Source organism: Burkholderia sp. BCC1640, from assembly GCF_902833125.1.
Taxonomy (GTDB): Bacteria; Pseudomonadota; Gammaproteobacteria; order Burkholderiales; family Burkholderiaceae; genus Burkholderia; species Burkholderia diffusa.
Genome location: NZ_CADFEF010000015.1, coordinates 77,461 through 95,934, shown reverse-complemented (window position 1 = coordinate 95,934; position 18,474 = coordinate 77,461). Strand labels below are relative to the sequence as shown.

Here is an 18,474-nt window from a genome sequence, read left to right as displayed (position 1 = left end):
TTCTCCTGACCGCGCAACGCGACCCATGCCTTTACGGCGCCGCCTCGCGGCGGGCATAGTAACGGTTTCATCCGCCCGCTCCGCCACCATGCCCGCCGCCCCCGCCTGCGTCGTCCGCGACGCGACCGACGCCGATCTTGCCGCCATTCACGCGATCTACGCACATCATGTGCGCCACAGCGTCGCGTCGTTCGAGGAGACGCCGCCCGACGTCGACGAACTGCGCGCGCGCCGCGACGCGGTGCTGCGTCACGGGCTGCCCTATCTCGTCGCGGAATGCGACGGCCGCATCGCCGGCTACGCGTATGCGACGCCGTATCGCACGCGCAGCGCGTACCGCCATACGATCGAGGATTCGATCTACATCGACGACGCGCAGCGCGGCCGCGGCATCGGCCGCGCGCTGCTCGCGGCGCTGATCGCGCGGTGCGAGACTGGCCCGTGGCGGCAGATGATCGCGGTGATCGCCGACGGCGGCAGCGGCGGCTCGACGTCGCTGCACAGCGCATTCGGTTTCGAGCCCGCGGGCGTGCTGAAAGCGGTCGGGTTCAAGCACGGCCGCTGGATCGATACCGCGCTGATGCAGCGCGCGCTCGGCGACGGCGCACGCACTCTTCCCGCCTCGCCCGAGCCTGTCGCGTCGCGCTAGAATGGCCGCATGCCAAAACAGACTCAAACCATGCCAGACGAGGCCGCACCGGATTCCCGCAACGAGTACACGGTCGACGAACTCGCGCGCGTGTCCGACACGACCGTGCGCAACGTCCGCGCATACCAGGATCGCGGACTGCTCGCACCGCCCGAGAAGCGCGGGCGCGTCGGCATCTACGACGACACGCACGTCGCCCGCCTGAAGCTGATCAACCACCTGCTCGCGCGCGGCTACACGCTGTCGAACATCCAGGACCTGATCATGGCGATCGACGAAGGTCACGACCTGCGTTCGATCCTCGGCCTGGAAAACGCGATCGGCGGCCGCTGGTCGCACGAACTGCCGAAGACCTATTCGCTCGCGCAACTCGCGCAGATGTTCGGCCCGCAGACGGCGTCGCAACTGTCGCGCGTGACCGAACTCGGTCTGCTCGAACGGCGCGGCCTGTCGTTCGTCGCGAAAAGCCCCGCGCTGCTCGAAGCAGCCGCCGCGATGACGAAGGAAGGCATCCCGCCGCGCGAGCTGCTCGACGTGATCAGCCTCGCGCGGCCGCATTTCGACGCGATCGCGCGGCTGCTCGTCGATCTCGTCGTGAAGCGGCTCGACCGCTACGACGCCGGCACGCTGCCGCCGGTCACCGACGTGCCCGCGCTCGTCGACGCGATCTGGCGCCTGCGCCCGCTCGCAGCCGTGTTCGTCGAAGGCGAGACGAACCGCGCGCTCGAGACCGCAGCAAGCGCCTATCTCGGCGGCCGCGTCGCGACGATCCTCGACAAGAAACTCAGCGACGAAGCCGCGCGTCAGGCCGGCACGCCGGATCCGCAAGACGGCGGCGACAAAGCATAGGACCGCCGGCGTCATATTCATATCGGCAATGCTTGGTTTGCGGGCTCGACCGCCCATGCGACGATTCTTCCAACCGAGCGGCACACGCGCCGCTCCCCGAAGACGTTTCGCATGGAGTCCGTTCGATGATTCGTTTCACCCGCTGGATCACCCGCGCCGCCGCGACGGCGCTCGTCGCCGCAGCAGCCACATCGGCGTTCGCGCAGGGCGGCGCCGACAAGGTCGTGCGCATCGGTTATCAGAAGGCCGGCCTGCTGTCGGTCATCAAGGCGCAGGGGTCGCTCGAAGCGCGCCTCAAGCCGCTCGGCTACAACGTCCAGTGGTTCGAATTCCCGGCCGGCCCGCAACTGCTCGAGGCGCTGAACGCGAACAGCATCGACTTCGGCTATACGGGCGCGCCGCCGCCGGTGTTCGCGCAAGCGGCCGGCGTGCGCTTCGTGTACGTCGGCGCGGAACCGCCGTCACCGCACAACGAAGCCGTGTTCGTGAAAGCCGATTCGCCGGTCCGCTCGCTCGCCGACTTGCGCGGCAAGAAGGTCGCGCTGCAGAAAGGCTCGAGCGCGAACTACCTGCTGCTCGAAGCGCTGAAAAAGGCCGGCGTGCGCTACGACGAAATCCGCCCCGTGTACCTGCCGCCCGCCGACGCGCGCGCCGCGTTCGAGAGCGGCAACGTCGACGCGTGGGCCGTGTGGGACCCGTACTACGCAGCCGCGCAGAATTCGCTGAAGATCCGCACGCTGTCCGACTACACGGGCCTCACGCCCGCGAACAACTTCTACGAGGCGACGCGTGATTTCGCGGAGCAACATGCCGACGTGGTCGGCGCGATCCTGAAGCAGGCGCGTGAGACGGGGCTGTGGGTCAACGGGCACCCGGCCGAAACCGCCGCGCTGATCGCGCCGAAGGTCGGGCTGCCGCTGCCGCTCGTGGAAACGTGGCTCAAGCGTGTGCCGTTCGGTGCGGTGCCGGTCGACGAGAAGATCGTCGCGGTGCAGCAGGGGGTGGCCGATGCGTTCTACGCCGCGAAGCTGATTCCGCAGAAGCTGAGCGTCGCGGATAATGCGTGGACGGACAAGCGCGTGACAACTGCGCTGGCGGCGAAGTAACGCGCGGGGCGCTGCTCATTCGGAACAGGCCGACGGGTGCCATCTACTCCAGGAAACGCACATCGGAAGGGGCGCACTCGGCCACACCAGGGTCGGAGTGTTTCTCTCCGCGTCGGCCATGCGTCGGGCCAGACCTCCTGGCCTCAAACGGACTGCCAAGTAACACAGTTACAAGATAACCATTGACTCCGGAATCGCCGGAAGTTAGTGTGTACGCCGAAGTCCAAGAAGTCCGATTGCTGTTCATCAATTTCTCGCTCCCCCAGCGGTATTCGTTGTCCTCTCCCTCCTTGACGCTTCAAGCGCTCTTCAACAGAGCTAATCTTCGTATTGTTTTCTCAAGGAATTATCATGGATACCGGTATCGTCAAGTGGTTCAACGACAGCAAAGGCTTTGGCTTCATCACGCCGGACAAGGGCGGTGACGACCTTTTCGCTCACTTCTCCGAAATCCGAGCCGACGGCTTCAAGACGCTCGCTGAAAATCAAAAAGTAAGCTTCGAAACGAAGCAAGGCCCGAAGGGTCTGCAAGCGGCCAACATCACGCCGCTGTAAGTTTGAAGGGCCCGGCCTCCCGCGACGGATGCCGGGTCGCAGCGACACCCTCACGGAGCATCGTCTCCTAAAGTTGGCGCGAACGCTCTTGGCTGCATCTGCTTGTTCAGCATGCTTGCCACGCGCCACATGCCTCGTTGCACTTCACTCTCCCCTCCGGCAGCAACGCCTTTTTTGCGCTTTCCGATTGCTTGAGATTCAGCTCGCAATGGCTTTGAATCGGTGCACATTTCGCACGGCACGCGCGCACTCGAACATCATTAAAATTAAAATGCAAACCAAACGAATTCAACAGTACAACGGCTATGCCGTCCAACCTTCGGCGCATCGCTTGCCCGACGGTAGCTTTTCATCCAACCTGCTGCTCGAACGCACGGATAGTTCGTACGGCGAAGGCCGCTACCAATTCTATTCACTCGATTACTTCCCGAGCGAAAAACAGGCGCTGCAACACTCGGCACGCTGGGCACGCAACTGGGTCGACACACGGGGTTAATGGCAACGCCATGTAAATCGGGAAGCCCCCTCCACGGGACATGCGCGACAAGCATTCCACCCACCGCCATTGATCCGCCGCAGTTGCGCGCAACCCATGAAAGAAGGCCGGCTGCCCGCCGGCCTTCCCCGCTTCAACGCCCCGCCACCTTCTTCTGCCGCCACAGACACAGCAAATCGCATGCGACATGCGCAGCGGCGATTGCGGTGATGTCCGCGTGATCGTAAGCAGGCGCAACCTCGACGACATCCGCGCCAACCAGATTCACCGCACCGAGCGCGCGCACGATCGCGAGCGCCTGCGCGGACGACAACCCGCCCGCGACCGGCGTCCCCGTGCCGGGCGCGAACGCCGGATCAAGACAGTCGATATCGAACGTCAGGTACGCGGGCCGCGCGCCGACGATGTCGACGATCCGCTCCACCGCCGCGCGCGGGCCATGCTCGTGCACCCATGCGGCATCGAGCCGCTCGATCCCGAGGAAATCGTCGTTCCACGTGCGGATGCCGACCTGCACCGACGTCGCCGGATCGATCAGCCCTTCCTTCACCGCCTTGTAGAACATCGTGCCGTGATTGAGGCTGTCCGGCTCGTCGTCGGCCCACGTATCGCAGTGCGCATCGAAGTGGATCAACGACAACGGCTTGCCGTAGCGCTCCGCGTGCGCGACCAGTAGCGGATACGTGATGTAGTGATCGCCGCCAAGCGTCAGCATCTTCGCGCCCGAGCGCAGGATCGTGCGCGCATGCTCGACGATCGCCGGCTTGATCGACAGCGGGTTGTGCGCGTCGAACCAGCAATCGCCGTAATCGACGGCCGCGAGATCGTCGAACGGATTGAAGCCCCACGGATACGGATGGAGCTCCGCGAGCTGCACGCTCGCCGCGCGGATCGCGGCCGGCCCGAGCCGCGCGCCCGAGCGATAGGTCGTCGCGAGGTCGAGCGGCACGCCGGAAATCGCGACGTCGACGCCGTCGAGCACGCGCGAATAGTTGCGGCGCATGAACGACAGTACGCCCGCATAGGTGTTTTCGATCGAGGAGCCGTATGGCGTCGGGCGACGGATCGCGCCGTCGCCGTGGAGCAGTTCGGTCATGTCGAACCTGTTGGTCATGAAGACCGGGCCCAGCCACTGCATCGGGTGCGCTGGCGGGACCCGGCACGGATTCATTGAAAACGCGGCGGCATGCCCTCGTCGGGCGCGGCCGTCGCGCCGGCCTGCGAATCCTGTAGCGCGGCCGGGCGGGACAACGTCGATACGCGGCGATGATAGCAAGCCGAAATCTCGGCGTTGCCCCGGTTCGACCGGGGCAAACGCATCGGAACAACCGGCACGGCGGCAGGCGCACCGGCGCCGCATGCCCCGAACCGGCACCGCCTCATCGCCGCACCGTCGCACCGTCGCCATGCCGCGCCTAGAAGGATTCGCCGGTTTTTACCCGCCCGTTCTTCCGGATAATGGCCTGCAGCCGCGCCCACGCCGGCGCGCCGTCCGCCGCGGACAACAACAATCCGGAGACACCCGCCTTGATCGCCATGCTTCCCGCCACCTATCGCCGGCTCTGGCCGCTCGCGGTCGCCGCCGCGCTGCTGTACGGCCTGTCGCTCGCCGCCGCGCCCTATCCCGGCCAGGCCGTCGCGAAAGCCGCGATGGGCATCCTGCTGCTGGCAGCCGGCAGCACCTGCGCGGCACCGCGCGAACGTGCGTGGCTGTGCGCGGCGCTCGCCACGGCCGTCCTCGGCGACGTGCTGCTCGCACTGCCCGACTGGCCGCTGTCGTTCGTCCTCGGCCTCGGCGCGTTCCTGCTCACGCATCTGTGTTATTGCGCGATCTTCGTGCACTGGCGCGCGCGGCCGCACGGCTGGCGCATCCTCGCGCTGATCGGGCTGTGGATCGCCGCGCCGGCGTTCTACGCGGCATTCCTTCCGCACCTGGGCGAGCTGCTCGCGCCGGTCGCCGTCTACATGCTCGTGCTGTGCGCGATGGCGAGCTTCGCGCTCGCGGCCCGCACGCACGGCCCGCTGATCGCCGTCGGCAGCCTGATCTTCGTGGGCTCCGACACGCTGATCGGTGTCGGGCGCTTCCTCGGCGGCTTTCCCGGCATCGACTACCTGATCTGGGGCCTCTATGCGCTCGCGCAGGTCACGATCGTCGCCGGGGTTTTCCATGAGACGGCCGCCCGCCCGTTCCGTCCCCGATAGTGTTTCAAACAGGCCGCCGTGCGTCGGCGGCCTCGTCTCCCGCCTCTCCAGCCCTGCCGACGGCCGTTTCCGCGCATTCCGCAATGCGGAAACCGCTCCGTTCCAAACCCCGCTGAGCCTTTTCCCACGCGGTTTCCGGCCCTTAGAGCGCCGCTTCTAGCCTCTTGCGGTTTCCGGGTTCACCCACTATCGTTACATCAAACAATGTAACATTAGAAAATGAGCCAAATCGGAGACACCCGGATGAATGCTCGCACGTTGCCTTTCGGCCCGCCCGGCCACGACGGCCCGGACGAAACCACCGACATCGCCATCATCGGCACCGGCTTCGCCGGTCTCGGGATGGCCATTCGCCTGCGGCAGACAGGCGTGACCAACTTCGTCGTGCTCGAGAAGGCGACGTCGGTCGGCGGCACATGGCGCGACAACCATTACCCCGGGTGTGCCTGCGACGTGCAATCGCACGTCTATTCGTTCTCGTTCGCGCCGAACCCGCGCTGGACGCGCATGTTCGCGCCGCAGCCGGAGATCCGCGCCTACCTGGAAGACTGCGTGCAGCGCTTCGGCGTCGGCCCGCACCTGCGCCTGAACCACGAGCTGCAGCGCGCCGAATACGACGAGGCCGCGCAACGCTGGCGCCTCACGTTCGCGAACGGCAAGCGGCTGTCGGCACGCGTGCTGGTGTCGGGGATGGGCGGGCTGTCGCGCGCCGCGCTGCCGGCGATTCCCGGTGTCGAGAACTTCAAGGGGCGCGCGTTCCATTCGCAGCAGTGGGATCACGACTACGCGCTCGAAGGCAAGCGCGTCGCGGTGATCGGCACCGGCGCGAGCGCGATCCAGTTCGTGCCGCAGATCGCACCGCGCGTGAAGGAACTCGCGCTGTTCCAGCGCACGCCGCCGTGGATCATGCCGAAGCCCGACCGCAACCTGACCGGCTTCGAGAAATGGCTGTTCCGCACGCTGCCGTTCACGCAGAAGGCGGTGCGCAGCAGCATCTACTGGATGCTCGAATCGCGCGTGCTCGGCTTCGCGATCCATCCGTCGCTGATGAAGAACGTGCAGAAGCTCGCGCTGCGCCATATCCGCAAGCAGATTCCCGATCCGGAACTGCGCAAGACCGTCACGCCGAACTACACGCTCGGCTGCAAGCGCGTGCTGATCTCGAACGACTACTACCCGGCGCTGTCGCGCAAGAACGTCGACGTGATCACGACCGGCATCGACCATATCGAAGCCGACGCGGTCGTGACGACCGACGGCCGCCGCCATGAAGTCGACTGCGTGATCTACGGTACGGGCTTCCAGGTCGCCGATCCGTTTCCGCGCGGCGCGATCATCGGCCGCGGCGGCCTCGACATCGTCGACGCCTGGCGCGACGGCGCGCACGCGTATCTCGGCACGACGCTGCCGGGCTACCCGAACTTCTTCATGATCGTCGGCCCGAACACCGGCCTCGGCCACAACTCGATGGTGTTCATGATCGAGTCGCAGATCGAATACATCCTCGGCGCGCTGAACGCGATGCACCGCGAACGCGCGGATGCGATCGAGGTGCGCCCGCTCGTCGAGGCGCAGTTCAACAGCGACCTGCAGGGCAAGCTGAAGAAGGCGATCTGGTCGACGGGCGGCTGCAAGAGCTGGTACCTCGATCCGCGCACCGGCAAGAACACGACGCTGTGGCCGGGCTTCACCTGGCGCTTCCGCCAGGCGACCGCGCACTTCTCGATCGCCGATTACCACGCGTATCGCGCGCCGCACCACGACACGAGCGCGCGGCCCGCCGTCGCGCCTGCCGCTTCCGCTTCCGCCGAAGCGGCCTGAGTCAGACAAGGAGCCACCGACATGAGAGATTTCGCCAACAAGGTCGCCGCGATCACGGGCGCGGGCTCGGGCATGGGCCGCTCGCTCGCCGTGCAACTCGCGCAGGCCGGCTGCCACGTGTCGCTCGCCGACAAGAACGGCGTCGGCCTCGCCGAAACCGAACGGATCGTCCGCGCGATCGCGCCGAACGTGCGCGTGTCGACGCACGTGCTCGACGTCGGCGACCGCGACGCGATGTTCGCGTGGGCCGACGACACCGCGCAGGAACACGGCAAGGTCAACCTCATCTTCAACAACGCGGGCGTCGCGCTGTCGAGCACGATCGAAGGCATGGAATACGGCGATCTCGAGTGGATCGTGAACATCAACTTCTGGGGCGTCGTGCATGGCACGAAGGCGTTCCTGCCGCACCTGAAGGCATCGGGCGACGGTCACGTGATCAACACGTCGAGCATCTTCGGGATCTTCGCGCAGCCGGGGATGAGCGGCTACAACGCGACCAAGTTCGCGGTGCGCGGCTTCACCGAATCGCTGCGGCAGGAACTCGACATGATGAAGTGCGGCGTGTCGGCCACCTGCGTGCATCCGGGCGGCATCCGCACCAACATCGCGCAATCGAGCCGCGTCGCGAAGAACATGGTCGGCTTCATCGTCGAGAGCGAGCAGCAAGGCAAGGACAGCTTCGAGAAGTTCTTCATCACGACCGCCGACGACGCCGCGCGCACGATCCTCGCCGGCGTGCGCAAGAACAAGCGCCGCGTGCTGATCGGCCGCGACGCGAAGGCCGCGGACTGGATGGCGCGCACCCTGCCGGCCGCATACCAGGCGCTCGTCGTGCTCGCGACGCGCCGCGAGGCCGCGAAGGCCCGCCGCGCGGCCGCGCGCTACGGCGCACCGGCGGCCGCACCGCTTCACGCCACCTACAACAATGCAGGCAATCAGGGAGGAGAACAATCATGACGACCCCGAACATGATGCCGGTGCGTCGCGACATCCGTTTCGCGCTGCCGCCCGAACGCGCGAAGGACTGGCACGTCCAGGGCGTGCCCGTCACGCATTTCATGAACGCGCTGTCGCTGCTGTTTCCGGCCGGCGAGCGCTTCTTCATGGATTCGGTGCGCAACTACCGCGACCGCATCGAGGATCCGGAGCTGAAGAAGCAGGTGCTCGGCTTCATCGGGCAGGAAGCGATGCACACGCGCGAGCACATCGAGTACAACGACCTGCTGCAGTCGTCCGGCCTGCCCGCGCACAAGCTCGACAAGCGGCTGTGGACGATCCTCGGCTTCTTCAAGAAGACGCTGCCGCATTCGATGCAGCTCGCGATCACGATCGCGCTCGAGCACTACACGGCGATCCTCGCGAACCAGCTGCTGTCGGGCCACGAACACCGGATCGACGGATCGGTCGAAGGCTATCAGCAGATGTGGATGTGGCACGCGATGGAGGAAACCGAGCACAAAGCGGTGTCGTACGACGTATGGAACGCCGTGATGAAGCCGGGCCTCGGCAGCTACCTGCTGCGCACGGGCACGATGCTGACGACGACGGTATTGTTCTGGACGATCGTGTTCGACTTCCACGTTCGCCTGATGCGCGCGCACCGTCGCGAACACGGCAGATTCGGCGGCATGTGGCGCCTCGTGAAGTATCTGTACAGCCCGAGGACCGGCGTATTCCCGAGCATCGCGCGCGAATGGCTCGACTACTTCCGTCCGGGCTTCCATCCATGGGACCACGACAACCATCAGTACCTGCAGGGGCTCGACACGCTGCTCGCGAACATCGACGCGACCAACGCGCGCCATGCCGCGCAGGCCGCCCCGCGACGCGTGCCGCTGCATCCGGTTCCGCAGGCATGACGTCATGGCGCGCGCACACGAGATGCTGACCGTCCACTCCGGCGACGTGAAACTCGCCGTCTACGTTAGCGGACCGCGGCGCGCGCCGCCGCTGATCCTCGTGCACGGTTATCCCGATTCGGCGACCGTGTGGGCATCGGTCCGCGCGCGGCTCGCGAAGCGCTATCGCGTGATCGCGTACGACGTGCGGGGCGCCGGCGCGTCCGATGCGCCGCGCCGCCGCGCGGACTACACGCTTGCGCGGCTCGCGGAAGACCTGAAGGCGGTGGCCGACGCGACCTGCGGCAACCGGCCGTTCCATCTGGTCGGTCACGACTGGGGGTCGATCCAGTGCTGGGAGGCCGTGACCGATCCCGCGTTCCGCGGCCGGATCGCGTCGTACACGTCGATCTCCGGCCCGTGCCTCGACCACGTGTTCCGCGCGAAAATGCGGCTCCGGCAAAGCCTGAAGTCGTGGTACATCGCGTTCTTCCACCTGCCGGTCGTGCCGTCGCTGGTGTGGCGCCTCGGCGCCGCCGCGCTGTGGCCGCGCTGGCTGCAATTGACCGAGCGCGTGCGGCCGGAGCGCGACCCCGCGCAGTTGAAGAACGCGCTGAACGGGTTGCAGCTTTACCGCGCGAACTTCCTCGCGCGGGCGAGAAAGCCGCGCGAGCGGTATGCGCAGGCGCCGGTGCAGATCCTCGTGCCGGTGCGCGACCGCTACGTGACGCCCGAAATGTCGATCGATCTCGATCGCTGGCTCGGCGAGCACGTGCGCGAGGAAATCGACGGCGCGCACTGGATCGTCATGCGCAATCCGGAGTTGATCGCGGCGCGGATCGACCGGTTCGCGGCGGCGCATGAAAGGCCGGCGGTCGCGAACGCCACGGTTCAACGCCCCGTCAGCGCGGGCAGGCGCTTGAACAGCGTTTCGTAATCGATCACGAGCCCATCGGCGTCGATGTCCATTTCCGCCGTGAAGTTCCGGAAAATGCCTTCGTAGCGGTAGCGCCGGCCAGGCTCGATGCACGTATACGCCTGCTTGACCGGCGTCATCTTCAGGTCCGGCGTCGAGACGTATGCGACGTCGATCGGCCGCCGCTCGCCGCGCGCAAGACCAAGGCGGCCGATCGGCAGCGAGTTCGTGAACGGCGTCGCCGCGATGTCGATGTCGACGCAGCCGTCCAGTTCCGGCAGCGCACGGCCTGCCCCGTCGCGCCAGTGCCCGGCGCCGTCGCCGTGTAGCTCCAGCGTGCCGCCGCCCATCACCTTGAGCGCCGCGTACGTCACGCGCCAGTGCGGATCGCACTCGACACGATACGCGAGCCCATATGCGCGGCCGTACCGCTGGCCGACCACCGCGCTTTCGACGACGATGCCGCCGCCACTCCGGTCGAACGTCAGATGTTCGACTCCGTCGCCCTCGAGCGACGCCCAACGCACCTCGCGCATTCCTTCGCCTCCGGTTGGTCCGATGCAGGGGATCGTCGCACGAATCCCGATCGAAGAAGTGAACCACGACGCGTACCTGGGCCAAAAGAACCGGCCATTGCCCGAACTCACTTCCGAAACCGCAATTCGCCCGAAAACGCCAATGCGGCAGCCCCCGAACATCGCCATTCCCCAATTCGGGGCATCCGCCACAAATCCTGACTATCCAGAATTCCCTATTCCGGTGCACGGGATTGTGTCCTATGCTCGCGGCTCATCCTGCTCCACCGCCGCCATGCCTACCGCCCGCCCTGCCTCGCCGTCGATCGACCTGCGCACCCTGCTGCGCGGCATCGGGCAGATCGTCCTGCAGGCGAATGCAGTCACCGGCGCCCTGCTGCTCGCCGCGCTGGCGCTGACCGACTTGCGGCTTGCGTCCGCGGCGCTGGTCGGCTCGGCCGCCGCCAGCATGACCGCCGTGCTCACGGGCATGGAGCGCCGCGACGTCGAACAGGGGCTTCACGGCTTCAACGGCGCGCTCGCCGCGCTGATCGCCGTGCTGTTCGCCCCGTCTTCGCTTGCCGCCATCGCGCTGGTGCCGGTGGTCTCGATCGGCGCGGCGCTCGTGCAGCGCGCGATGCGCGTGCCGCTTGCCCGCTGGCGTCAGTGCCCATATTCGAGCCCGTGCCTCGTCATCACCGCGCTGTGGCTACCGTTTGTCGCGCCGCAGCATGCGGGCGACGCGACGGCAGGTGCACCTCTTACGCTGCCTTCCCTCGCCGATGCGCTGCTTTCGGGCATCGCACAGACTACCTTCGCGCAAGGCCCGTGGGCAGGCATGCTGATCGTCGCCGGCCTCGCCGTCGCGTCGCGTCGCGCGGCCGCCTTTGCGCTCGGCGGCGCGATCGTGTCGACGGTGCTGCTGGTCGCGTCCGGCGCGAACGGCACGTCGTTCGCCGACGGCCTGTTCGGCTTCAACGGTGCGCTCGCCGCGCTTGCGCTGATGCCGCGCGGCCCGCGCGCGGCTTTCGCGGCCGCCGCACTCGCCGCGCTGCTCCAGTGGCTCGCGACGCGCGCGGGCTTCCCCGCGTTCACGGCCCCGTTCGCACTCGCGTCATGGATCACGGTGCTCGTCACGCGCCGCTTCACCCTCGGAGAACCCGATGTCGTCATTCGCACACCGTCCTGACACCGTGAAGCCCGGCGGCCCGATCTCGGACGCCGAGCGCCGGCTGCGCGTCGATCTCGCCGCCGCGTATCGCCTCGTCGCGCTGAACGGCTGGGACGACCTGATCTACACGCATCTGTCCGCGACGGTGCCGGGCGAGCCCGGGCATTTCCTGATCAACCCGTTCGGCCTCACGTTCGACGAGGTCCGCGCATCGAATCTCGTGAAGATCGACCTGGCCGGCAACCGGATCGGCGACGGCGAACACGCGGTCAACGTGACCGGCTTCGCGCTGCACGCGGCCGTGCATGCCGCGCGACCGGATGCCGTCTGTGTGATGCACCTGCACAATACGGCCGGCATCGCCGTGTCGATCCAGCGCGACGGGCTGCTGCCGGCGTCGCAGCACGCGCTGCGGTTTCACGGCGATCTCGGGTATCACGACTACGAGGCGCTCGCGTTCTCGCCGGCCGAAGGCGCGCGACTGACCGCCAGCCTCGGCGCGAAATCCGCGATGCTGTTGCGCAACCACGGCACGCTGACGGTCGGCCGGACCGTTGCCGAGGCGTATGTGTTGATGGATACGCTGATCAAGGCCTGCGACATCCAGATACGCGCGCAGGCAGGCGGCGGGCCGCTCGTGCTGCCCGAGCCGGCCGTCGCGGACCGCACGGCCGGGCAGTTGCGCGACGGCGGCGCGATCGAGGGCGAACTGGAATGGCCGGCGCTGCTGCGCCGCCTCGACCGGATCGATCCTTCGTATCGCGACTGACGGCGCAATCGCCACTCTCCCGACGAATCGTTTACCCCCAACCATCGGAGCATTCAGTCATGCCGACTTTCAATATCCAGTTGTTCGAAGGCCGCACGGTCGAGCAGAAGCGCGCGTTCGTCGAAGCGATCACGCGCGTCACGTGCGAGACGCTCGGTTGCGACCCGGGCTCCGTCGACATCATTCTCGCCGACGTGAAGAAGGAAAACTGGGCGACGGCCGGCAAGCTGTGGAGCGACGAGCGCTGACACCGGCAAGTTCGGTGCCGGTGGGACCTGCCTGGCGACCTACGCTCGAATTGTGGTGACGTTGCGGTGACATCCGGTCGCACGCGCCGCACGATGCGGCGCGCTCGGGCTACCGCATGATCGACGCGCTGCGTATCGCCACTGCACTGAACGACATGATCCTTTCGATGGGCGCGCAACCGGATCGATCGCTTCGGCAGGTCGACGAGGCCTGCCTGCGACACGAATCCGTCGCCTGTCGCGAATTCGTGTCGCGCTGCGGCCCACGATGCTGCCCGACATCATGAATCCGCTCTCCGCGCGACACCCCGATCCGAAGCCGCCGGCGCCGGCCTGACCTCCCATGCGACGCCGGCTGCCGGCGTTGCATGCGGCCTCCCTTCCCTGCTCCGCGTTGTGCGCCCGCACATCGCTTCGTCACGCAACCGGCACATCAATCGGCGCATAATGCCGAACACACGCAGCAGCCAATGGCCACCCGGGAGACCGCCATGGAAGCGAAGAACGAGGAAGTCGTCGCACACCTGCTCTCCGATGTCGTCGAATTCGCGCGCGGGCGCCTGCCCGAAGCCACGTTCCGGATCGTCGAACCGTTCCTGCGTCATTACTACGATTTCGTCGACGCCGATGATCTGCAGAATCGCAGCATCGTCGACCTCTACGGCGCCGCGATGGCGCACTGGCAGACCGCCCAGAAATTCGTGCCCGGCAGCGAGCGGCTGCGCGTCTACAACCCGATCCTCGAACAGCACGGCTGGCACTCGGACCACACGGTGATCGAGATCGTCAACGACGACATGCCGTTCCTGGTCGACTCGGTGACGATGGCCGTCAATCGCCTCGGGCTCGCGCTGCATTCCGCGCTGCACCCGGTGTTCCGCATCTGGCGCGGCGGCAACGGCGGAATCGAGCGCGTCGACGCCGGTGGCGCGACGCCCGGCGACGGCCGGTCGCAACTCGCGTCGTTCATCCATTTCGAAGTCGACCGCTGCGGCGACGCCGCGCTGCTCGACACGCTGCGCGACGACATCGCGCGCGTGCTCGGTGACGTGCGCGCGTCGGTCGAGGACTGGCCGAAGATCGTCGACATCGCGCGCGCGACAATCAAGGATATGAAGGCCCGCGAATCCACCGCGGAAGACATCGAGGCGCGCGCGTTCCTCGAATGGATGGCCGCCGATCACTTCACGTTCCTCGGCCAGCGCGACTACGCGCTCGTGTCGGACGGCACGGGCTTCAGCCTGCGCGGCGTCGAAGGCTCCGGCTTCGGCCTGTTGCGCGAATCGCTGCGCGCACCCGGCGCGCCCGACGTGACGCCGCTGCCGCCGGCCGCCGCCGAGATCATCACCGGCCCCTGGCCCATCTTCCTGACCAAGGCGAACTCGCGCGCGACCGTGCACCGGCCCGGCTATCTCGACTACGTCGGCGTCAAACTCGTCGGCGCCGACGGCAAGGTGAGCGGCGAACGCCGCTTCATCGGGCTGTATACGTCGACGTCCTATTTCGGTTCGTACACCGATATTCCGATCGTGCGCCGCAAATGCGCGAACATCGTGAAGCGTGCGGGCTTCCTGCCGAAGGGACATCTCGGCAAGTCGCTGGTGACGGTGCTCGAAACCTATCCGCGCGACGAGCTGTTCCAGGCCGACGAAGACCAGCTCTACGACATCGCGCTCGGCATCCTGCGCCTGCAGGAACACCAGCGCACGCGGCTGTTCGTGCGGCGCGACCGCTTCGACCGCTTCGTGTCCTGCCTCGCGTTCGTGCCGCGCGACAAGTACAACACCGACCTGCGCCGCCGCATCGCGAAGCTGCTCGTCGACGCGTACAACGGCGTGAACGTCGAATTCACGCCGCTGCTGTCGGAATCGGCGATCGCGCGAATTCATTTCGTTGTCCATGCCGAACCGGGCACGATGCCCGACGTCGACACGCGCGAACTCGAAACGCGGCTCGTGCAAGTCACGCGCCGCTGGCAGGACGATCTCGCCGACGCGCTGCTCGACGCCTTCGGAGAAGAACAAGGCAACCGCCTGCTGCAGCGCTATGCGGACTCGTTCCCGGCCGGCTATCGCGACGACTACCCGGCGCGCACGGCCGTGCGCGACATCGAACTGATCGAGCGCGTGAAGGAGTCGGGCCAGCTCGCGATGAACCTGTATCGCCCGATCGAGGCCGAGGCCCGCGCGTTCCGCTTCAAGGTGTATCGCGCGGGCGACCCGATCGCGCTGTCGCGCAGCCTGCCGATGCTCGAGCATCTCGGCGTGCGCGTCGACGAGGAGCGGCCGTACCGGATCCAGACGCAGGATGCCGCGCCTGCGTGGGTGCATGACTTCGGCCTTGAACTCGCGGACGATACCGAATTCGACATCGAGCGCGTGAAGGACCTGTTCGAGGACGCGTTCGACCGCATCTGGAGCGGCCGGATCGAGAACGACGACTTCAACCGTCTCGTGTTGCGCGCGCACCTGAGCGCACGCGAGGTCACGATCCTGCGCGCGTATGCGAAATACCTGCGGCAGGTCGGCTCGACCTTCAGCGACGCGTACATCGAGCGCGCGCTGACCGGCAACCCGGCGATCGCACGGCAGCTCGTCGAGCTGTTCCTGCTGCGCTTCGACCCGGCCACCGGCGGCACGCGCGACGTGCAGGTCGAACGCGTGCTGAAGGCGATCGAGACGGCGCTCGACCAGGTCCCCAACCTCGACGAGGACCGGATCCTGCGCCAGTTCCTCGGCGTGATCAACGCGACCGAGCGCACCAACTATTTCCTGCGCGACGCGAACGGCGAATCGAAGCCATATCTGTCGTTCAAGTTCAATCCGGCGAAGGTGCCCGGCCTGCCCGAACCGAAGCCGATGTTCGAGATCTGGGTGTACTCGCCGCGCGTCGAGGGCGTGCACCTGCGCGGCGGGCGCGTCGCGCGCGGCGGGCTGCGCTGGTCCGACCGTCGCGAGGACTTCCGCACCGAGGTGCTCGGGCTGATGAAGGCGCAGATGGTGAAGAACGTCGTGATCGTGCCGGTCGGGTCGAAAGGCGGCTTCGTCGTGAAGAATCCGCCGCCGCCGAGCGATCGCGAAGCGTGGATGCGCGAGGGCGTCGCGTGCTACCAGACGTTCCTGCGCGGCCTGCTCGACCTGACCGACAATCTCGCCGGCAACGCGATCGTGCCGCCGCCCGACGTGGTACGGCACGACCCCGACGATCCGTATCTCGTCGTCGCGGCCGACAAGGGCACGGCCACGTTCTCCGACTACGCAAATGCGATCTCGCACGAATACGGCTTCTGGCTCGACGATGCATTCGCGTCCGGCGGCTCGGTCGGCTACGACCACAAGAAGATGGCGATCACCGCGCGCGGCGCCTGGGAATCGGTGAAGCGGCACTTCCGCGAGATGGGTGTCGACACGCAGACGACCGACTTCACCGTGGTCGGTGTCGGCGACATGTCGGGCGACGTGTTCGGCAACGGGATGCTGCTGTCGCCGCATATCCGGCTCGTCGCGGCGTTCGATCATCGGCACGTGTTCCTCGACCCGAACCCCGATCCGGCGACGAGCTTCGCGGAGCGCCAGCGGATGTTCGCGCTCGAACGCTCGAGCTGGGCCGACTACGACACGTCCGTGATCTCGGCGGGCGGCGGCGTCTATCCGCGCACCGCGAAGACGATCCCGCTGTCGCCGGCCGTGCAGGCCGCGCTCGGCATCGACGCGCACGCGCTGCCGCCGACCGAGCTGATCCGCGCGATCCTGCAGGCGCCGGTCGACCTGCTGTACAACGGCGGCATCGGCACCTACGTGAAAGCCGCGCGCGAAACCCACCAGCAGGTCGGCGATCGCGCGAACGACGCGGTACGCGTAAACGGCGCGGACCTGCGCTGCAAGGTCGTCGGCGAAGGCGGCAACCTCGGCTGCACGCAGTTCGGCCGCATCGAGTTCGCGCAGCGCGGCGGCCGCATCAATACCGACGCGATCGACAACTCGGCCGGCGTCGATTGTTCGGATCACGAAGTCAACATCAAGATCCTGCTCGGGCTCGTCGTCACCGACGGCGAGATGACCGAGAAGCAGCGCAACGCCCTGCTCGCGGAAATGACCGACGAAGTCGGGCTGCTCGTGCTGCGCGACAATTACTACCAGACGCAGGCGCTGTCGATCGCGGGCCGCTACGGCGTCGAGCTGCTCGACGCCGAGGCGCGCCTGATGCGCTGGCTCGAACGCGCGGGCCGCCTGAACCGCGTGATCGAGTTCCTGCCGACCGACGACGAGATCGCCGAGCGGCAGGCCGCGAAGCAGGGCCTCACGTCGCCGGAGCGCGCGGTGCTCCTCGCCTACAGCAAGATGTGGCTGTACGACGCGCTGCTCGAATCCGACGTGCCCGAGGATCCGCTCGTCGCCGCGATGCTCGTCGACTATTTCCCGAAGCCGCTGCAGCAGCGCTTCAGCGAACCGATGCATCGCCACCCGCTGCGCCGCGAGATCCTCGCGACGCATCTGACCAACGCGCTCGTCAACCGGGTCGGCTGTGCGTTCGTGCACCGGCTGATGGAGGAAACCGACGCGAAGCCGGGCGACATCGTGCGCGCCTGCATCATGGCGCGCGACGTGTTCGATCTCGATGCCGTATGGCGCGACATCGACGCACTCGACAACCGCGTTGCCGACGACGTGCAGGCGCGCATGTTCGTCGACGTCGCGCGGTTGCTGGAGCGCGCGGCGCTGTGGTTCCTGCGGCAGTTGCAGTCGGGCGCGGTGGCCGACGGCGGCGTCGCCGGACTGATCGCGCGCTGCCGCGACGCGGTGCAGCGCATCGCGCCGCAATTGCCGTCGCTGCTGCCGGCCGACGATCTGGAAGCGCTGTCCGAGCGGCAGCGCGTGCTGGTCGATGCCGGCGTCGACAGCGCGCTCGCGGTGCGTGTCGCGAGCGGCGACATCTCCGCCGCGCTGCTCGACATCGCCGAAGTGGCCGCGACCTGCGATCGCAGCCTCGAACTGGTCGCGGGCGTCTACTTCTCGCTCGGCACGCTGCTGAACTACGGGTGGATCGGCGAACGCGCGGCCACGCTGCCGACCCCGACGCACTGGGACATGCTGGCGCGCGCGGCCGCGCTCGCGGAAATCGCGCGGCTCAAGCGTACGCTCGCCACCAGCGCGCTCGCGGAATCGCCCGACTCGACGGCGCCCGAGACGATCGTCCATGCATGGCGCGAACGCCGCGAAGCCGCGCTGCAGCGCTACGAGCACCTGCTCGCCGACCTGCGCGCGTCGGGCGGCGCGAGCCTCGCGGTGCTGCTGGTGGTCGTGCGCGAGATGGCCGTGCTCGAACGCGCGTGACGG

Annotated in this window: 17 protein-coding genes and 1 pseudogene; 15 read left to right on the top strand and 3 right to left on the bottom strand. The window is 67.2% G+C overall.

The features are described from left to right. The first annotated feature begins 88 nt into the window (after positions 1–88). The 5 genes from HWX25_RS17920 (at position 89) to HWX25_RS17900 (ending at position 3,655) form a co-directional block, all read left to right on the top strand. Entirely contained in the window at positions 89–649 is a 561-nt protein-coding gene (locus HWX25_RS17920; RefSeq protein WP_059819307.1) for a GNAT family N-acetyltransferase, read from the top strand. A 9-nt stretch (positions 650–658) separates the two neighbouring features. Then, on the top strand, positions 659–1,498 hold the full coding sequence (locus HWX25_RS17915) for a MerR family transcriptional regulator (RefSeq protein ID WP_059819308.1): 840 nt from the start codon (positions 659–661) through the stop codon (positions 1,496–1,498). Positions 1,499–1,623: 125 nt separating this feature from the next. Then, on the top strand, positions 1,624–2,604 hold the full coding sequence (locus HWX25_RS17910) for a sulfonate ABC transporter substrate-binding protein (protein WP_059698331.1): 981 nt from the start codon (positions 1,624–1,626) through the stop codon (positions 2,602–2,604). A gap of 351 nt (positions 2,605–2,955) precedes the next feature. Then, positions 2,956–3,159: a cold-shock protein gene (locus HWX25_RS17905; RefSeq protein WP_059691886.1), complete on the top strand. Its 204-nt coding sequence runs from the start codon at positions 2,956–2,958 to the stop codon at positions 3,157–3,159. A 271-nt stretch (positions 3,160–3,430) separates the two neighbouring features. Next, the gene (locus tag HWX25_RS17900) at positions 3,431–3,655 is read left to right on the top strand and encodes a hypothetical protein (protein WP_175909463.1); all 225 of its coding nucleotides are present in this window, start codon (positions 3,431–3,433) and stop codon (positions 3,653–3,655) included. Positions 3,656–3,788: 133 nt separating this feature from the next. Here HWX25_RS17900 and speB read toward each other — a convergent pair whose 3' ends face one another. Continuing rightward, positions 3,789–4,751, bottom strand: a complete 963-nt coding sequence (speB, locus tag HWX25_RS17895; protein WP_175909461.1) for an agmatinase — start codon at positions 4,749–4,751, stop codon at positions 3,789–3,791. Between the two features lie 319 nt (positions 4,752–5,070). Next, complete coding sequence (locus HWX25_RS33745; protein ID WP_257792235.1) at positions 5,071–5,193, bottom strand: hypothetical protein; 123 nt, start codon at positions 5,191–5,193, stop codon at positions 5,071–5,073. Here HWX25_RS33745 and HWX25_RS17890 point away from each other — a divergent pair. The 5 genes from HWX25_RS17890 to HWX25_RS17870 all read left to right on the top strand — a co-directional run bounded on the left by HWX25_RS17890 (position 5,183) and on the right by HWX25_RS17870 (position 10,456). Further along, the gene (locus tag HWX25_RS17890; RefSeq protein ID WP_175909459.1) at positions 5,183–5,857 is read left to right on the top strand and encodes a lysoplasmalogenase; all 675 of its coding nucleotides are present in this window, start codon (positions 5,183–5,185) and stop codon (positions 5,855–5,857) included. The genes HWX25_RS33745 and HWX25_RS17890 overlap by 11 nt on opposite strands. 243 nt (positions 5,858–6,100) lie before the next feature. Further along, positions 6,101–7,678 carry an NAD(P)/FAD-dependent oxidoreductase gene (locus tag HWX25_RS17885; RefSeq protein ID WP_175909457.1) on the top strand — a complete coding sequence of 526 codons (1,578 nt, stop codon included), beginning with the start codon at positions 6,101–6,103 and terminating at the stop codon, positions 7,676–7,678. Between the two features lie 21 nt (positions 7,679–7,699). Continuing rightward, positions 7,700–8,638, top strand: a complete 939-nt coding sequence (locus HWX25_RS17880; protein ID WP_175909455.1) for an SDR family NAD(P)-dependent oxidoreductase — start codon at positions 7,700–7,702, stop codon at positions 8,636–8,638. Beyond that, positions 8,635–9,540 carry a metal-dependent hydrolase gene (locus HWX25_RS17875; protein ID WP_059819313.1) on the top strand — a complete coding sequence of 302 codons (906 nt, stop codon included), beginning with the start codon at positions 8,635–8,637 and terminating at the stop codon, positions 9,538–9,540. Before HWX25_RS17880 ends, HWX25_RS17875 begins: the two co-directional genes overlap by 4 nt. Before the next feature lie 4 nt (positions 9,541–9,544). Continuing rightward, positions 9,545–10,456 carry an alpha/beta fold hydrolase gene (locus tag HWX25_RS17870; protein ID WP_175909454.1) on the top strand — a complete coding sequence of 304 codons (912 nt, stop codon included), beginning with the start codon at positions 9,545–9,547 and terminating at the stop codon, positions 10,454–10,456. Here the strand turns inward: HWX25_RS17870 and HWX25_RS17865 are convergent. Beyond that, positions 10,411–10,971, bottom strand: a complete 561-nt coding sequence (locus tag HWX25_RS17865; protein WP_175909452.1) for a putative glycolipid-binding domain-containing protein — start codon at positions 10,969–10,971, stop codon at positions 10,411–10,413. The two genes, HWX25_RS17870 and HWX25_RS17865, sit on opposite strands and share 46 nt — an antisense overlap. 274 nt (positions 10,972–11,245) lie before the next feature. Here HWX25_RS17865 and HWX25_RS17860 point away from each other — a divergent pair, with 274 nt between their 5' ends. The 5 genes and pseudogenes from HWX25_RS17860 to HWX25_RS17840 all read left to right on the top strand — a co-directional run bounded on the left by HWX25_RS17860 (position 11,246) and on the right by HWX25_RS17840 (position 18,471). Then, the gene (locus tag HWX25_RS17860) at positions 11,246–12,139 is read left to right on the top strand and encodes an urea transporter (protein ID WP_175909450.1); all 894 of its coding nucleotides are present in this window, start codon (positions 11,246–11,248) and stop codon (positions 12,137–12,139) included. Then, positions 12,114–12,890: a class II aldolase/adducin family protein gene (locus HWX25_RS17855; RefSeq protein ID WP_059526390.1), complete on the top strand. Its 777-nt coding sequence runs from the start codon at positions 12,114–12,116 to the stop codon at positions 12,888–12,890. The genes HWX25_RS17860 and HWX25_RS17855 overlap by 26 nt, the downstream gene beginning before the upstream one ends. Positions 12,891–12,949: 59 nt before the next feature. Then, positions 12,950–13,138, top strand: coding sequence for a 4-oxalocrotonate tautomerase (locus tag HWX25_RS17850; protein ID WP_014898956.1), 189 nt, complete (start codon positions 12,950–12,952; stop codon positions 13,136–13,138). 116 nt (positions 13,139–13,254) lie between these two features. Next, positions 13,255–13,475, top strand: a pseudogene (locus tag HWX25_RS17845) (hypothetical protein). A gap of 154 nt (positions 13,476–13,629) precedes the next feature. Beyond that, entirely contained in the window at positions 13,630–18,471 is a 4,842-nt protein-coding gene (locus tag HWX25_RS17840) for an NAD-glutamate dehydrogenase (RefSeq protein WP_175909448.1), read from the top strand. Positions 18,472–18,474: the final 3 nt, after the last annotated feature.

Coding starts and splice junctions, on each gene's coding strand:
- HWX25_RS17900 (WP_175909463.1), top strand. CDS start 3,431: ATGCAAACCAAACGAATTCAACAGTACAACGGCTATGCCGTCCAACCT.
- HWX25_RS17865 (WP_175909452.1), bottom strand. CDS start 10,971: ATGCGCGAGGTGCGTTGGGCGTCGCTCGAGGGCGACGGAGTCGAACAT.
- HWX25_RS17870 (WP_175909454.1), top strand. CDS start 9,545: ATGGCGCGCGCACACGAGATGCTGACCGTCCACTCCGGCGACGTGAAA.
- HWX25_RS17875 (WP_059819313.1), top strand. CDS start 8,635: ATGACGACCCCGAACATGATGCCGGTGCGTCGCGACATCCGTTTCGCG.
- HWX25_RS17860 (WP_175909450.1), top strand. CDS start 11,246: ATGCCTACCGCCCGCCCTGCCTCGCCGTCGATCGACCTGCGCACCCTG.
- HWX25_RS17920 (WP_059819307.1), top strand. CDS start 89: ATGCCCGCCGCCCCCGCCTGCGTCGTCCGCGACGCGACCGACGCCGAT.
- HWX25_RS17915 (WP_059819308.1), top strand. CDS start 659: ATGCCAAAACAGACTCAAACCATGCCAGACGAGGCCGCACCGGATTCC.
- HWX25_RS17880 (WP_175909455.1), top strand. CDS start 7,700: ATGAGAGATTTCGCCAACAAGGTCGCCGCGATCACGGGCGCGGGCTCG.
- HWX25_RS17840 (WP_175909448.1), top strand. CDS start 13,630: ATGGAAGCGAAGAACGAGGAAGTCGTCGCACACCTGCTCTCCGATGTC.
- HWX25_RS17850 (WP_014898956.1), top strand. CDS start 12,950: ATGCCGACTTTCAATATCCAGTTGTTCGAAGGCCGCACGGTCGAGCAG.
- speB (WP_175909461.1), bottom strand. CDS start 4,751: ATGACCGAACTGCTCCACGGCGACGGCGCGATCCGTCGCCCGACGCCA.
- HWX25_RS17855 (WP_059526390.1), top strand. CDS start 12,114: ATGTCGTCATTCGCACACCGTCCTGACACCGTGAAGCCCGGCGGCCCG.
- HWX25_RS17885 (WP_175909457.1), top strand. CDS start 6,101: ATGAATGCTCGCACGTTGCCTTTCGGCCCGCCCGGCCACGACGGCCCG.
- HWX25_RS17905 (WP_059691886.1), top strand. CDS start 2,956: ATGGATACCGGTATCGTCAAGTGGTTCAACGACAGCAAAGGCTTTGGC.
- HWX25_RS33745 (WP_257792235.1), bottom strand. CDS start 5,193: ATGGCGATCAAGGCGGGTGTCTCCGGATTGTTGTTGTCCGCGGCGGAC.
- HWX25_RS17910 (WP_059698331.1), top strand. CDS start 1,624: ATGATTCGTTTCACCCGCTGGATCACCCGCGCCGCCGCGACGGCGCTC.